15 protein-coding genes are annotated in these 15,084 nt (G+C 69.4%); 9 read left to right on the forward strand and 6 right to left on the reverse strand.

All coding sequences use genetic code 11. The features are described 5' to 3' along the window. Positions 1-60 precede the first annotated feature (60 nt). From CFB49_RS16505 to CFB49_RS16525, 5 genes are all read left to right on the forward strand, one after another. The gene (locus CFB49_RS16505; protein WP_050014236.1) at positions 61-831 is read left to right on the forward strand and encodes a ferredoxin--NADP reductase; all 771 of its coding nucleotides are present in this window, start codon (positions 61-63) and stop codon (positions 829-831) included. A gap of 444 nt (positions 832-1,275) precedes the next feature. Then, the gene (gene rqpS / locus CFB49_RS16510; RefSeq protein WP_069620980.1) at positions 1,276-2,091 is read left to right on the forward strand and encodes a quorum system sensor histidine kinase RqpS; all 816 of its coding nucleotides are present in this window, start codon (positions 1,276-1,278) and stop codon (positions 2,089-2,091) included. 7 nt (positions 2,092-2,098) lie between these two features. Then, positions 2,099-2,755, forward strand: coding sequence for a response regulator transcription factor RqpR (gene rqpR, locus CFB49_RS16515; protein ID WP_069620979.1), 657 nt, complete (start codon positions 2,099-2,101; stop codon positions 2,753-2,755). Between the two features lie 215 nt (positions 2,756-2,970). After that, positions 2,971-4,377, forward strand: coding sequence for an amino acid permease (locus tag CFB49_RS16520; RefSeq protein WP_069620978.1), 1,407 nt, complete (start codon positions 2,971-2,973; stop codon positions 4,375-4,377). Between the two features lie 256 nt (positions 4,378-4,633). Next, positions 4,634-5,659 carry an XdhC family protein gene (locus tag CFB49_RS16525; protein ID WP_069620977.1) on the forward strand — a complete coding sequence of 342 codons (1,026 nt, stop codon included), beginning with the start codon at positions 4,634-4,636 and terminating at the stop codon, positions 5,657-5,659. Positions 5,660-5,729: 70 nt separating this feature from the next. Here the strand turns inward: CFB49_RS16525 and CFB49_RS16530 are convergent, their stop codons facing one another. The 6 genes from CFB49_RS16530 to fliE form a co-directional block, all read right to left on the reverse strand. Next, the gene (locus CFB49_RS16530) at positions 5,730-6,464 is read right to left on the reverse strand and encodes a PepSY-associated TM helix domain-containing protein (protein ID WP_089491771.1); all 735 of its coding nucleotides are present in this window, start codon (positions 6,462-6,464) and stop codon (positions 5,730-5,732) included. Positions 6,465-6,732: 268 nt separating this feature from the next. Further along, a complete protein-coding gene (locus CFB49_RS16535; protein WP_069620975.1) occupies positions 6,733-7,050 on the reverse strand; it encodes an EscU/YscU/HrcU family type III secretion system export apparatus switch protein in 318 nt (105 codons plus the stop codon). Then, positions 7,047-8,405: a flagellar hook-length control protein FliK gene (fliK, locus tag CFB49_RS16540; protein WP_089491772.1), complete on the reverse strand. Its 1,359-nt coding sequence runs from the start codon at positions 8,403-8,405 to the stop codon at positions 7,047-7,049. Before fliK ends, CFB49_RS16535 begins: the two co-directional genes overlap by 4 nt. Positions 8,406-8,537: 132 nt before the next feature. Further along, positions 8,538-8,870, reverse strand: a complete 333-nt coding sequence (locus CFB49_RS16545; RefSeq protein ID WP_069620973.1) for a flagellar protein FliT — start codon at positions 8,868-8,870, stop codon at positions 8,538-8,540. Next, complete coding sequence (gene fliS, locus CFB49_RS16550; RefSeq protein WP_089491773.1) at positions 8,867-9,301, reverse strand: flagellar export chaperone FliS; 435 nt, start codon at positions 9,299-9,301, stop codon at positions 8,867-8,869. The genes CFB49_RS16545 and fliS overlap by 4 nt, the downstream gene beginning before the upstream one ends. Before the next feature lie 239 nt (positions 9,302-9,540). Beyond that, positions 9,541-9,885 (reverse strand): flagellar hook-basal body complex protein FliE, encoded by a 345-nt coding sequence (gene fliE / locus CFB49_RS16555; RefSeq protein WP_006486991.1) that lies wholly within the window; start codon positions 9,883-9,885, stop codon positions 9,541-9,543. A gap of 248 nt (positions 9,886-10,133) precedes the next feature. Here fliE and fliF point away from each other — a divergent pair, with 248 nt between their 5' ends. From fliF to fliI, 4 genes are read left to right on the forward strand one after another with little or no spacing between them, the layout of a single operon-like run. Then, a complete protein-coding gene (fliF, locus tag CFB49_RS16565; RefSeq protein ID WP_089435755.1) occupies positions 10,134-11,897 on the forward strand; it encodes a flagellar basal-body MS-ring/collar protein FliF in 1,764 nt (587 codons plus the stop codon). Next, entirely contained in the window at positions 11,887-12,882 is a 996-nt protein-coding gene (fliG, locus tag CFB49_RS16570) for a flagellar motor switch protein FliG (protein ID WP_050014223.1), read from the forward strand. Before fliF ends, fliG begins: the two co-directional genes overlap by 11 nt. After that, entirely contained in the window at positions 12,875-13,558 is a 684-nt protein-coding gene (fliH, locus tag CFB49_RS16575) for a flagellar assembly protein FliH (protein WP_050014222.1), read from the forward strand. Before fliG ends, fliH begins: the two co-directional genes overlap by 8 nt. A gap of 32 nt (positions 13,559-13,590) precedes the next feature. Continuing rightward, positions 13,591-15,084, forward strand: a complete 1,494-nt coding sequence (gene fliI / locus CFB49_RS16580) for a flagellar protein export ATPase FliI (RefSeq protein WP_249190670.1) — start codon at positions 13,591-13,593, stop codon at positions 15,082-15,084.

The raw sequence follows: 15,084 nt of genomic DNA on the forward strand, positions 1-15,084 counted from the left end.
TTTTTGCCCATTTTTTGGGCCCGTTACACGCGTTCGCCACGCGCGTCCGTTTTCAAAGCCATGAGCAAATACGACACCGCCACCGTCCAATCCGTCCATCACTGGACCGACACGCTTTTCAGCTTCACCTGCACCCGTGAGGCGAGCCTGCGCTTCAACAACGGCGAATTCACGATGGTCGGCCTCGAAGTCGACGGCAAGCCGCTCGCGCGCGCCTACTCGATCGTCAGCCCGAACTACGAAGAGCATCTCGAATTCTTCAGCATCAAGGTGCAGGACGGCCCGCTGACGTCGCGCCTGCAACACCTGAAGGTGGGCGACACGGTGCTGATCGGCAAGAAGCCGACGGGCACGCTGGTCGCCGACAACCTGCTGCCGGGCAAGACGCTGTGGATGCTGTCGACGGGCACGGGCCTCGCGCCGTTCATGTCGATCATCCGCGATCCGGACATCTACGACCGCTTCGACAAGGTGATCCTGACCCACACGTGCCGCCTGAAGGGCGAGCTCGCGTACATGGACTACATCAAGCACGACCTGCCGGGCCACGAGTACCTGGGCGACATCATCAAGGAAAAGCTCGTCTACTACCCGACGGTCACGCGCGAAGCGTTCGACAACGAGGGCCGGATCACCGACCTGATCGCGACGGGCAAGCTGTTCACGGATCTCGGCGTGCCGGCGTTCTCGCCGGAAAACGACCGCGTGATGCTGTGCGGCAGCACCGCGATGCTGAAGGACACGACCGAGCTGCTGAAGCAGGCCGGCCTCGTCGAAGGCAAGAACAGCGCACCGGGTCATTACGTGATCGAGCGCGCGTTCGTGGACTGATCGATCCCTTGGGGGCTTGTTCCCGCCAATAACGGGCCCTCGTTGCGCGTCATCAACAACCGGAGCAAAAGCTCCGGTTTTTTTTCGTCCGGACTTGGCGAATTCGTAACAAACTGGGACCATTCCATCTCAAATAGTTACATTTTGATACGTCATCCTCGGGCGCTCGGGTGTCAGTGTTTTTCCTACAACACCTTCATTCCGATTATTCACATTTACCCTTAAATGTCCGCCCGACATGACCTTTTCAGAATTTTTGAGATATTATTCGGCGCGCGTGGTTGCCGTTTGGATGAGCTTGAAAGGGTCGGATGCAAGTGTTACAAGACGTAACTTTTGTTACCTCGGCATGGAGCGATTCTCCGGCGGCGACCGTCATCGAAACGGCAGCCAGCCCACGCAGCCAGCCGGTGTCTGAACCGCTTTCTGACAGCAGGGAGAGTCATGGATACGTCGCTTAACGCGCCCTCGGGCGCCCACGCCCCGTTCCCGTCGCGGCAGCGCATGCCTGGCTGCGCTGCTACTCCGCCGGTGGCCGACGCCGCGTCGAAACGCGACGCGTCCGCCGCACGGATCGCGGCACTTTCCGCCCAGCTTCTCGCCGCCGACGAAGCGGCCCGCCGCCATCTGGCCGGCGAGCTGCACGACGGGCTCGGCGCCGAATTGACCGCCGCCCGCTTCGCGCTCGCAAACGTTCAAACGTGGCTGCCGGCCGATGCGCCGGAAGGCTGCCTGCGCGCGCTGGCGCTGGCGCAGCAGGCGCTCGACGCCGCGACCGACGCGAATCGCCGGCTCATCGACGAGCGCGACACGCCGGCGCTGGACGCCGGCATGGTCGGCGCGCTGGCGTCGTGGATCGATACCCATGCGGCACGCACGGGCCTGCGCACGAGCTTCGTATGCGCGGCCGACGCCCGCCTGACGCAGCTCGCCGGCGCGAGCGCGCTCGCGGTGTTCCGCGTCGCGCAGGAAGCGCTGTCGAACGTCGCGAAACACGCCCGCGCGACGTCGGTCGACGTCCGGATCGCCACCGACGGCACGCACCTGTCGCTCAGTGTCGCCGACGATGGGACCGGTTTCGCCCGGCACCGCCGCAGCGGCTACGGCCTGGCCGGCATGCGCGCCCGCTGCGAGGCGTTCGGCGGCAGCTTCGAGGCGGCCGCGCCGGCCACCGGCCGCGGCACGCGCGTCACCGCACGCTTCGCGTGGGATTCGCTGCTCGCGGTGCCTGCCGCGGCACGCCGCACGTCGCTTTCGTGAGGTCGCGATGAGCCTGAACATCCTGCTCGTGGACGATCACGCGATCGTCCGGCAAGGGATCCGCCAGTTGCTGATCGACCGCGGCGTCGCGCGCGACGTGACCGAGGCCGAAAACGGCGGCGACGCGATGGCCGCCGTCGACAAGCAGGAATTCGACGTGATCCTGCTCGACATCTCGCTGCCCGACACGAACGGCATCGAGGTGCTCAAGCGCCTCAAGCGCAAGCTGACGCGCACGCCGGTGCTGATGTTCTCGATGTACCGCGAGGATCAGTACGCGGTGCGTGCGCTGAAGGCCGGCGCGTCCGGCTACCTGTCGAAGACGGTCAACGCCGCGCAGATGATCGGCGCGATCCAGCAGGTCGCGGCCGGCCGCAAGTACGTGAGCCCCGCGATGGCCGAGGCGCTCGCCGAATACGTGTCGTTCGAGAACGAGCCGCTGCCGCACGAGAAGCTGTCCGATCGCGAATACCAGACGCTCTGCATGCTCGCGTCGGGCAAGCGGCTCACCGATATCGCGAACACGCTGTCGCTGTCGGTGAAGACGGTCAGCGTGTACCGGTCGCGGCTGCTCGAGAAGATGCGGCTGTCGAACAACGCGGAACTCACGTTCTACGTGATGAGCAACCGGCTCGTCGACATGGCGCCCACGGCCGGCGCCTGATTGCCCGGCCGGCCCCGAATTCGTCCGATCCGGCGACGCGGCGAGCGCCGCGCGGCGCCCGAGCGCGCCCGTGTCGCGCGCAAACGCTTGTTTTTTTGGACGATTCCGCGGCGCGCCGCTGCACCGCAACGGGGCTTGCACGCCAAATCAGCTAAAATTATCGGTTTTCACTCAGTCGGCGCGCCGTGCCTGCGCGTGCTGGCGATTCATCCGCAATGTCTCTCTTCCGCAAGAAAAACGTCGATCGCATGATCGCCGGCGCGCAAGCCGCCGGGCTCAAGAAAGCGCTCGGCGCGATCGACCTCACGTTCCTCGGCATCGGCGCGATCATCGGCACCGGCATTTTCGTGCTGACCGGCACCGGCGCCGTCCAGGCCGGCCCCGCCCTGATGCTGTCGTTCGTGATCGCCGCGATCGCGTGCGGCTTGGCCGCCTTGTCGTATGCGGAATTCGCGTCGTCGATCCCCGTCGCCGGCTCGATCTACACGTATTCGTACGCGACGCTCGGCGAGCTCGTCGCGTGGATCATCGGCTGGGACCTGATGCTCGAGTACGGCCTCGCGTCGTCGGCCGTGTCGGTCGGCTGGTCGGGCTACCTGCAATCGCTGCTGCAGGGCTTCGGGCTGTCGCTGCCGACCGTGCTGACGGCCGCGCCCGGCGCGGTGCCCGGCGTCGCCACGTGGTTCAACCTGCCCGCGTTCCTCGTGATGATCGTGATCACGACGCTGCTGTCGATCGGCGTCCGCGAATCGACCCGCATCAACAACATCATGGTGTTCATCAAGGTGTCGGTCGTGCTGCTCGTGATCGCGGTCGGCCTGTTCCACGTGACGCCCGCGAACTGGAAGCCGTTCATGCCGCACGGCTGGAACGGCGTGTTCGGCGCGGCCGCCGTGATGTTCTTCGCGTTCATCGGCTTCGATGCGGTGTCGTCGGCGGCCGAGGAAGTGAAGAACCCGAAGCGCGATCTGCCGATCGGCATCATCGCGTCGCTCGCGGTATGCGCGGTGCTGTACGTGACGGTCGCCGCGGTCGCGACCGGCATCGTGCCGTCGGCCCAGTACGCGAACATCTCGCACCCGATCTCGTACGCGCTGCAGGTCGCCGGCGAGAAGTGGGTCGCGGGCTTCATCGATCTCGGCGCGGTGCTCGGCATGCTGACCGTGATCCTCGTGATGAGCTACGGCCAGACGCGCGTGATCTTCGCGATGTCGCGCGACGGGCTGCTGCCGGCTGCGCTGTCGCGCGTGCATCCGCGTTTTGCGACGCCGTTCCTGACGACCTGGCTGGTCGGCCTGTTCTTCGGGCTGATCGCCGCGCTCGTGCCGCTCAACGTGCTCGCCGAGCTGATCAACATCGGCACGCTCGCGGCGTTCTCGATGGTGTCGATCGCCGTGCTCGTGCTGCGCCGCACGCACCCCGAGCTGCCGCGCGCGTTCCGCTGCCCGGGCGTGCCCGTGGTGCCGATCCTCGCGGTCGCGTCGTGCCTGTTCCTGATGCTGAACCTGCAGCCCGTCACGTGGGCCGCGTTCGGCATCTGGCTCGTGATCGGCCTCGTGATCTACTTCCTGTACTCGCGGCACCACTCGAAGCTCGCGCACGGCCATCCCGACGCGCACTGAGCGCCGTTCATGGCGCGCCTTCCGCGGTGCGCCATGACAAATCGCACGCGGGGCCCGTAGCGGCCCCGCACGCGTCCTTTCCCCGAACCGTCCGCCCGCGCGCGATCACTGTCCGATCGTCGCGATCTCTTGCCCGATCCTCCGGATTTGCCGGCGCCGGCCAGCGCGCCGCCTGCACGCGCGCGCCGGCCGGTTCATAATCCCGCCATCGAACGACGGCGGCGCGCGGCTCGCCGTCCGGCAACAGGAAAACACGATGGAAAGCGTCGATCTCGATGTACTGAAATCCAGCGCGCGCTGGCTCGAAGAAGGGCGCCGCGTGCTGCTCGTGACGGTCGTGAAGACGTGGGGCTCGTCGCCGCGCCCCGAAGGCGCGATGCTCGCGGTGCGCGAGGACGGCCTGGTGGTCGGGTCCGTGTCCGGCGGATGCATCGAGGACGACCTGATCGCCCGCGTGCATGCGAGCGGCATCGCGGCCGATGCGCGGCCGGAAGCCCTCAAGTACGGCGTGACGGCCGAGGAAGCGCACCGCTTCGGGCTGCCGTGCGGCGGCACGATCCAGCTCGTGCTCGAACCGCTCACGCGCGACAGCGGGATCGCCGCGCTGTGCGCCGAAGTCGAGGCCGGCCGCCTCGTCACGCGCACGATGACGCTCGCGACCGGCCGCGCGTCGCTGTCGCCCGCGCAGGCGACCGACGGGCTCGCGTTCGACGGCGAACGACTCGTGACGATCCACGGGCCGCGCTACCGGATGCTCGTGATCGGCGCCGGCCAGTTGTCGCGCTATCTGTGCCAGATCGCGGTCGGGCTCGACTATCAGGTGACGGTATGCGATCCGCGCGACGAATACACGGATGCGTGGGACGTGCCGCTCACGCGCGTCGTGCATACGATGCCCGACGATACGGTGCTCGACATGAAGCTCGATGCGCGTTCGGCCGTGATCGCGCTCACGCACGACCCGAAGCTCGACGATCTCGCGCTGATGGAGGCGCTGAAGACGCCCGCGTTCTACGTGGGCGCGCTCGGCTCGCGACGCAACAACGCGGCGCGGCGCGAGCGGCTGCGCGAATTCGATCTGAGCGAAGGAGAACTGGCCCGTCTGCACGGGCCGGCGGGCATTTACATCGGCAGCCGGACGCCGCCGGAAATCGCGATTTCGATTCTCGCGGAGATCACCGCCGCGAAGAACAACGTGTCGCTGCCGACGATCCTGCAGGTCGAAGGCGCGAAGGCCGCGCGCGAAATCGCGGCGAACAGCGGCGCGGCCTGCGGGCTCTGACCCGCGGTGGCGGGCGGCCGCGCGTGCGCCGGGCGCTGGCCCGGCCGGCGCGACCGTCGGTCAGGTCAGGTCAGGTCAGGCCGGCAGCCAGCGCGGCGGCGACCGAACCCACCACCAGCACGACGCCGACCGTGCGGCGCTTGTTCAGCTCGGTCCACAGCAGCACGCCCGTCAGCGACAGCAGGATCAGCGAGCCCGCGATCGTATCCATCAGCAGCACCCAGCCGAGATTCATCCCGACGCCGCGATGCAGGTTGTTCAGCGTCGTCAGGAACGTGTTGCCCGTGCGCTTCACCGACACGTAGCCGTTGCCGACCCAGTATTCGCCCTGCAGGTTCTGGTGCGGCCCGAACACGCCGAATTGCCAGTGCTCGGGCTGCATCACGCGCTTGTCGCCCCACGCGACGGCCTGCGCGGGCTCCTTGCGCATGCGGCCCGGCTTGCCGTCGAAATGCAGCTCCTGCTGGAGCCACTTCGTCATCGCGGCGGGCGTCTTCGGCACCGGATCCGGCAGCGCGATCTGCATCTCCTCCACCTGCGGCTCGCCGGTCGAGATCTTCAGCGGCGGCGCGCGGTGGTTCAGCACCACGCCCGTCACGCCGAACAGCAGCCCGAGCACCGCGCCCCACAGCCCGACCCAGCCGTGCACCTTGCGCAGCCACTTGATGAAGGTCGCGCGGCGCGAGCGCTGACGGCGTGCGGCCAGCTCGTCGTCGTTCAGCGGGCGGCCCGCCGGGTGCAGCACGGTGACGCCGGCGCGCGGCATGCCCGTCTTGGGCGGGTCGATCGTTTCGGGCGCGTTCACGCGAAGGTATCCATTCGTTCAAAACGACGGGCGGCGCGCAGGGAATGCGCGCCGCCCGGGCAACATGAAAATGAGAATGGATATCATTACATAAATCGGAAGGCGGCTCAATCCGTGCGCGTACGGAGCAGCAGGTTCAGTGCGCGCGCGAACGCGCAAGAAAGGCATGCGTTGCGACACGATGCCGATTGATAGACGCAAAATGCCGGCGGAATGATCCCGCTGACCACGGACACCATCCGTCAGAAGCCGCCCGACGGCAGGCCGTTCAGCGCAACGGCGGCAACGGGAAACGCGGCGCGGCGTCGTTCGGCGCGGGCTCGGTGCGATCGAGCGCGTACAGCCACGCGAGCAGGTCGGCGACTGCCTGATAGAGCTGCGGCGGAATCCGGTCGTCGAGATCGACCTGCATCAGCAGCGACACCATCTCCGGCGCCGTGTGCACGTACAGCCCCGCATCGTGCGCGCGCGCGACGATCATCTCGGCGAGCACGCCATAGCCCTTGGCGACCACGCGCGGCGCCGCGTCGCCGCCTTTCGGGTCGTAGACGAGCGCGGCCGCGCGCTTGCGGGACGTCATGCTCATCGCAGCGCCTCGTCATCGTCGCCCGGCACCCGCAGGCCGGGGCCGCCGGCCGCGCCGCGCGCATACGCGGCGGCGGCTGCCTGGGCGGCGAACAGGTCGAAGCCGTCCGGCCCGTCGTCGACCGCGCGGATCGACAACCCGCCCACCTTGAGCCCCGAGCCTTCGAGCCGCTGCCGCAGCGCCGCTTCGTGGCGTGTGAGACGGTCGGCGCCCGTCTGGTTCGCGCGCAGCCGGGCGACGAGCTGCGCGCCGTTCAGCACCAGTTCGGCATCGACCGTGCCGAGCGACGGCAGCGTCAACGTGAGGCGCGTGCGCCACGCGATGCCGTCGCCGGCGTCGTCGCCGCCGCGCGGCGCGCGGTGGCCCGGCTCGTCGGGTTCGATCGTCCAGTCGAGCCGCGCGCCGGGCCACGCCTCGCCGGTCCAGCGAAACTGGTCGGTCGCGAGCGCATCGAGTTGCTGCCGAACGAGCGGCACGGCGGCCGGATGCACGGTCGCGAGCGGCTGCGCCTGCGGATCGGACGATGCGGCGGCCGGCTCGGCGCGCACGAGCGGCCAGCGCGTATCGGCGTGCGCAGCCAGCGGATCGGCGGTATCGGGCGGCAACGACGCGCCCGCCCGGGTCGATGCCGGTGCGGCCTGCGCGGGGTCGCGTGCCGGTGCGCCGCCCGGGACCGGCGATGGCGCACTGGCCCGCGCGGCGGCCGGCGGCGGCGGGCGCTGCGCGAGCAGTTCGTCGAGCACGTCGGTCGATTCGTGCGGGACGGCTGCCGGGTCGGCCGGCGCGAGCGCGGTCGCGAGGCGTGCCTGCGGCTCGCGCATCAGCGCCGCGAGCGGACGCTGGCCGGCCAGCCATTGCGCGAGATGGGATTCGTAGAAGAGGCCGCTTTCGCTCACGGCCTGCGCCAACGCCGCACGCAACGTCGCGACCGGCGGCGGCGCGGCCTCGCCGCGCACTGCCGTGGCGGACGACGCAGGATCGGCAGCCGGCGTGGAAGACGCTGCGGGACCGGGCGCAGCGGGCGCAGCGGGCGCACGCGCCGGCACCGGCGTATCGGTGAGCAGCACGGCGGGATCGGCAAGCAGCGGGAGCCGGCCGACGATCGCCGGCGTTGCATCGCCGCCCGAGCGCGAGATCGCGTCGAGCACGCGTCCGACATCGGACAGCGCGGTCTGCGTGGAAGCCGGCGGCGCGGCGGGCGGGCTGCCGGCCGGCAGCGGGGACGACGCGCCGGCGCCCGGCGTGCCGACCTGCGCGGTCGCGCCGCCGCCGGCGGGCGCCGATACGGTGTCGGTCAGCAGGCTGTCGAGGCGGCTCGCCAGCAGCGCGGCCGCAACGGAGTCGATACCGGTCATGATCGGAGCCTGCTCACCTCAGCCAGCTGGTTGCGAATCCGGGCACGGCACGCCGGTGCCGCCCACGGGAACAGCGCGCGCCGCGTGCGGCGCCGGCCCGGGCGCCTTGCGCCGGTCGCCCGGCACGCGGCCCTACCCGCGCGCGCGATAGAGATCGGTCAATACCTGGGTCGAGCGCCGCGCCTCGAACAGCGCGGACAGCCGCGCGACGTCCGGGCTCGCGAGATCGCGGATCGCGGCGTCGTCGGCGAGGATGCGGCGGATCAGGTCGAGCTTGCGGCCGAGATCCGATTCGTCGAGCACGACGCCGGGATCGGCCTCCTTCAACCCGTCGACGAGCTGCATGAATTCGGCCTGCAACTCCGGCAACGCGTTCCAGTCGGCGCCGCGCGCGGCGCACAGCATCCGGCCCGACACGGCGGCGAGCGCCTCGTAACGCGCGAAGTATTCGGCCTTGTGATTCATCGTGATGCTTCCGCTACCTGTTGCGCGGCCATCCGCGCGACTTCCGGGGCGATGCCCGTCCATGCTTCCTCGAGCGTCGCGAGCAGGCCGTCGACCTCGACCAGCATCGCGTCGCTCGCCTGCGCGTTCGCTTCCAGCAGGCGCCGGCCGATATACGCGTACAGCGCATTGAGCCGTTCGGCGATCTCGCCGCCCGCGTCGCGGTTCAGCGACGCCTGCAGGCCGCTCTCGACGATCCTGATCGCCTTGCCGATCGCTTCGCCGCGCCCGCCGACGTTGTCCTGCTGCAAATGCATGCGCGCCAGCGCGATCGCCTGCCGCGCGCCCTGGTACAGCATCGCGATCAGCCGGTGCGGGGAGGCGCCCATCACCCCGGTCTCGACGCCGACACGCGCGTACGCACTGGCTCCAGCGTGTCCTGGGGAAAACATGCGCTTCTCCTCGTTATTTGCGTTGGCTAGTCGGGAACCGCCGCCGTGTATCGCACGGTGCGGCTTTCACCGGAGTTATCGGAAGGGATTTGAAAAGCTTTAGGTGCGCGGGGCTGCCGCCGGGCGTCCGATGCCGGCTCGCCGGCCCCGTTGCGCAAGCCCGGAACTGTCCCTGGATGCCCGTCGCCGGTTAGCCGTCCCCGAATGCCCGCCCCGGATGCCCGTCGCGTGACGGCCCCTCACACGGACATCTGCATGATGTCGTTGTAAGCGCTCACTAGCTTGTTGCGGACCTGGAGCCCGAACTGGAAGCCGATATTGGCTTTCTGCATGTCGACCATCACGTCGTTCAGCGAGATGTTCGGCGCGCCGACCTCGAACGCCTTCGCCTCGCCGAGCGCGTGCTGCTGGTCGCCGCTGATCTTGTCGAGCGACGCCTTCATCGCGCTCGCGAACGTGCCGGCCGTCGCCGCGCCCGAGCCGGCCAGCGCCGCCGTCGGGCTCGCGACGCCGCCGGACGCCTGCGCGGCCATCGACTGCATCTGTTGCAACACCGAACCGATTCCGCTGACGTTCGCAGTCATGCTGTCCCCAGACATAGAGAAGAGACCCGGACGCACCGGGCGACCCGCCGGCGCCGCACCACGCGCACCATGCCGGATCGCGAAAAAGGATAGCAGCGCGGCGCGCGTCAAAGCCGCGAAAGTACGGGGGAAACCCCGCTCTTTTCGGACGATCGGAGTGCGCCGCGGGTCACGATAATCGCATCGTGTCATTGTCCGCCCGCTCGTCCGAGCGAGCTCAGTCGTCCCGCTCCGGAGAAACTCGACGCATGGATTCGCAGGCCAACTCGCTGATCAACCCAGACGCCCGCGCGGGCCTCAGCCCGGCGCCAGGCGCCGCCGCGGCCGCCGCGTTGCCGGGCGCGGGCGGCGCAGGCGCGGACTTCGGCCTTGGCGGCTTCGCCGAACGCATTCCCGGCATCTCGCGGATGAAGGGCAACCCGAAGCTGCCGTTCGTGATCGCCGTCGCGTTCGCGATCGCCGCGATCACCGCGCTCGTGCTGTGGAGCCGGGCCCCCGACTACCGCGTGCTGTACAGCAACCTGTCGGACCGCGACGGCGGCGCGATCATCGCCGCGCTCCAGCAGGCAAACGTCCCCTACAAGTTCGCCGATGCCGGCGGCGCGATCCTCGTGCCGTCGAACCAGGTGCACGAGACGCGCCTGAAGCTCGCCGCGATGGGGCTGCCGAAGGGCGGCTCGGTCGGCTTCGAGCTGATGGACAACCAGAAATTCGGCATCAGCCAGTTCGCCGAGCAGATCAACTACCAGCGCGCGCTCGAAGGCGAGCTGCAGCGCACCATCGAATCGATCAACGCCGTGCGCGGCGCGCGCGTGCATCTCGCGATCCCGAAGCCGTCGGTGTTCGTGCGCGACAAGGAAGCGCCAAGCGCGTCGGTGTTCGTCGACCTCTACCCGGGCCGCGTGCTCGACGAGGGCCAGGTGCAGGCGATCACGCGGATGGTGTCGTCCGGCGTGCCCGACATGCCGGCCAAGAACGTGACGATCGTCGACCAGGACGGCAACCTGCTGACCCAGACCGCGTCCGCGTCCGGCCTCGACGCAAGCCAGCTCAAGTACGTGCAGCAGGTCGAGCACAACACGCAGAAGCGCATCGACGCGATCCTCGCGCCGATCTTCGGCGCCGGCAACGCGCGCTCGCAGGTCAGCGCGGATCTCGATTTCTCGAAGATCGAGCAGACGTCCGAAAGCTACGGCCCGAACGGCAATCCGCAGCAATCCGCGATCCGCAGCCAGCAGACCAGCAGCTCGACCGAGCTCGCGCAGGGCGGCGCGTCGGGCGTGCCGGGCGCGCTGTCGAACACGCCGCCGCAGCCGGCTTCCGCGCCGATCGTCGCCGGCAACGGCCAGAACGCGCCGCAGACCACGCCGGTCAGCGATCGCAAGGACCAGACGACCAACTACGAGCTCGACAAGACGATCCGCCATACCGAACAGCCGATGGGCAGCGTGAAGCGGCTGTCGGTCGCGGTCGTCGTCAACTACCAGCCGGTCGCCGACGCGAAGGGCCACGTCACGATGCAGCCGCTGCCGCCCGCGAAGCTCGCGCAGGTCGAACAGCTCGTGAAGGATGCGATGGGCTACGACGCGAAGCGCGGCGACTCGGTGAACGTCGTGAACAGCGCGTTCTCGACCGCGAGCGACCCGTATGCCGACCTGCCGTGGTGGCGCCAGCCCGACGTGATCGCGATGGCGAAGGAAGCCGCGAAGTGGCTCGGCATCGCGGCGGCCGCGGCGGCGCTCTACTTCATGTTCGTGCGCCCGGCGATGCGGCGCGCGTTCCCGCCGCCCGAGCCGGCCGCGCCGGCGCTCGCGGCGCCGGAAGACACGGTCGCGCTCGACGGCCTGCCCGCGCTGGAGAAGGCGGCCGACGAACCCGATCCGCTGCTGCTGGGCTTCGAAAACGAGAAGAACCGCTACGAACGCAACCTCGACTACGCGCGCACGATCGCCCGCCAGGATCCGAAGATCGTCGCCACCGTCGTGAAGAACTGGGTGTCCGATGAACGCTGAAGGCTTGACCAAGAGCGCGCTGCTGCTGATGTCGATCGGCGAGGAAGAGGCCGCGCAGGTATTCAAGTTCCTCGCGCCGCGCGAGGTCCAGAAGATCGGCGTGGCGATGGCCGCGCTGAAGAACGTCACGCGCGAGCAGGTCGAGGACGTGCTGCAGGAGTTCGTGAAGGAAGCCGAGCAGCACACCGCGCTGTCGCTCGATTCCAACGAGTACATCCGCTCGGTGCTGACGAAGGCGCTCGGCGAGGACAAGGCCGGCGTGCTGATCGACCGCATCCTGCAGGGCAGCGACACGAGCGGCATCGAGGGCCTCAAATGGATGGATTCGGCCGCGGTGGCCGAACTGATCAAGAACGAGCATCCGCAGATCATCGCGACGATCCTCGTGCACCTCGACCGCGACCAGGCCTCCGAAATCGCGTCGTGCTTCACCGAACGGCTGCGTAACGACGTGCTGCTGCGGATCGCGACGCTCGACGGCATCCAGCCGGCCGCGCTGCGCGAGCTCGACGACGTGCTGACGGGCCTGCTGTCCGGCAGCGACAACCTGAAGCGCAGCCCGATGGGCGGCATCCGCACCGCGGCCGAGATCCTGAACTTCATGACGAGCGTGCACGAGGAAGGCGTGCTCGAAAGCGTGCGCCAGTACGACGCCGATCTCGCGCAGAAGATCATCGACCAGATGTTCGTGTTCGAGAACCTGCTCGACCTCGAGGATCGCGCGATCCAGATGATCCTCAAGGAAGTCGAGTCGGAAACGCTGATCATCGCGCTGAAAGGTGCACCACCCGCGCTGCGCCAGAAGTTCCTCGCGAACATGTCGCAGCGCGCGGCCGAGCTGCTCGCCGAGGATCTCGACGCGCGCGGCCCGGTACGCGTGTCCGACGTCGAGACGCAGCAGCGCCGCATCCTGCAGATCGTGCGCAACCTGGCCGAGAGCGGCGCGATCGCGATCGGCGGCAAGGCGGAAGACGCGTATGTCTGATTCGGCGAGCGATCGCGTGGGCACCCTCACCGCGTACCAGCGGTGGGAGATGGCGTCGTTCGACCCGCCGCCGCCCCCGCCGCCGCCCGACGACGCGGCCGCCGCCGCCGCGGCGCTCGCCGAGGAACTGCAGCGCGTGCGCGACGCCGCGCACGCCGAAGGCCATGCGGCCGGCCACGTCGAAGGCCAGGCGCGCGGCTACCAGGCCGGTTTCGAGCAGGGCCGCGAACAGGGATTCGAGGCCGGCCAGGCCGACGCACGCGAACAGGCCGCGCAGCTCGCGGCGCTCGCCGCGTCGTTCCGCGAAGCCGTAGCGACCGTCGAACACGATCTCGCGTCCGACCTCGCGCAGCTCGCCCTCGACATCGCGCAGCAGGTCGTGCGCCAGCACGTGAAGCACGACCCGGCCGCGCTGGTCGCCGCCGTGCGCGACGTGCTCGCGGCCGAACCCGCGCTGTCCGGCGCGCCGCATCTCGCGGTCAATCCGGCCGACCTGCCCGTCGTCGAAGCGTATCTCCAGGACGATCTCGACACGCTCGGCTGGAACGTGCGCACCGACGCGTCGATCGAGCGCGGCGGCTGCCGCGCGCACGCCGCGACCGGCGAGGTCGACGCGACGCTGCCCACGCGCTGGCAGCGCGTCGCCGCCGCGATCGGCAAGGTGAGCACGTGGTGACGCGCTCACCCGACGCGCTCGCGCACGACGGCATGACGCCGCTCGAACGCGAGCTCGCACTCGCGTCGTTCGGGCCGGCGGCCGCGCACGATGCCACGCCGGACCCCGCGGCCGCCGGCGTCGCCGCCGCCCCGCGCGCGCCGCACAATCCGCATCTCGCGCACTGGCGCACGCATCTGAACGGGCTTGCCGCGCGCAGCCGCCACGCGCTGCCGCTGCGGCCGTGCGGGCGCCTCACGCGCGCGGCCGGCCTCGTGCTCGAGGCGATCGGGCTGCGCCTGTCGGTCGGCGCCGAATGCACGATCGAACTGCCGCCCGGCAGCACGCTGCCGCACGCGGAAGCCGAAGTCGTCGGCTTCGCCGGCGATCGCCTGTTCCTGATGCCGACCACCGACGTCGCCGGCGTGCTGCCCGGCGCACGCGTGTGGCCGCGCGAAAGCGCGCCCGTCGCCGACCCGCTCGCGGGCGCGAAGCGGCTGCCGGTCGGCTGGGAGATGCTCGGGCGCGTCGTCGACGCGTCGGGCCGCCCGCTCGACGGCCTCGGCCCGCTCGCGTCTAAAGTCGATGCGCCGCTGTCGGCGCCGTCGATCAACCCGCTCGATCGCGAACCGATCCACCACGTGCTGGACGTCGGCGTGCGCGCGATCAACGCGCTGCTCACCGTCGGCCGCGGTCAGCGGATGGGCCTGTTCGCGGGCTCCGGCGTCGGCAAGTCGGTGCTGCTCGGCACGATGGCGCGCTACACGAGCGCGGAAGTGATCGTGATCGGGCTGATCGGCGAACGCGGCCGCGAAGTGAAGGAATTCATCGAACAGATCCTCGGCGAGGACGGACTCGCGCGCTCGGTCGTCGTCGCGGCGCCGGCCGACGTGTCGCCGCTGTTGCGGATGCAGGGCGCCGCGTACGCGACGTCGCTCGCCGAGTATTTCCGCGACCAGGGCAAGCACGTGCTGCTGCTGATGGATTCGCTGACGCGCTACGCGATGGCGCAGCGCGAGATCGCGCTGGCGATCGGCGAGCCGCCCGCGACGAAGGGTTATCCGCCGTCGGTGTTCGCGAAGCTGCCGGCGCTCGTCGAGCGCACCGGCAACGGGCCCGAAGGCGGCGGCTCGATCACCGCGTTCTACACGGTGCTGACCGAAGGCGACGACCAGCAGGACCCGATCGCCGATTCGGCGCGCGCGATCCTCGACGGCCACATCGTGCTGTCGCGGGCGCTCGCCGAGGCCGGCCACTATCCCGCGATCGACATCGAGGCGTCGATCAGCCGCGCGATGACGGCGCTGATCGACGAAACGCACCTCGACCACGTGCGGCAGTTCAAGCAGATGCTGTCGCGCTACCAGCGCAATCGCGACCTGATCGCAGTGGGCGCCTACGCACCCGGCCGCGACGCGCAGCTCGACCGCGCGATCGCGCTCTACCCGCGCATCGAGGCGTTCCTGCAGCAGGGCTTTCGCGAATGCGCGCCGTTCGCATCGAGCCTCACTGCGCTCGATGCGCTGTTCGACGCTTACGGAGGCTGA

It is taken from the genome of Burkholderia sp. AU17457, assembly GCF_002223255.1.
GTDB classification, from domain to species: domain Bacteria; phylum Pseudomonadota; class Gammaproteobacteria; order Burkholderiales; family Burkholderiaceae; genus Burkholderia; species Burkholderia sola.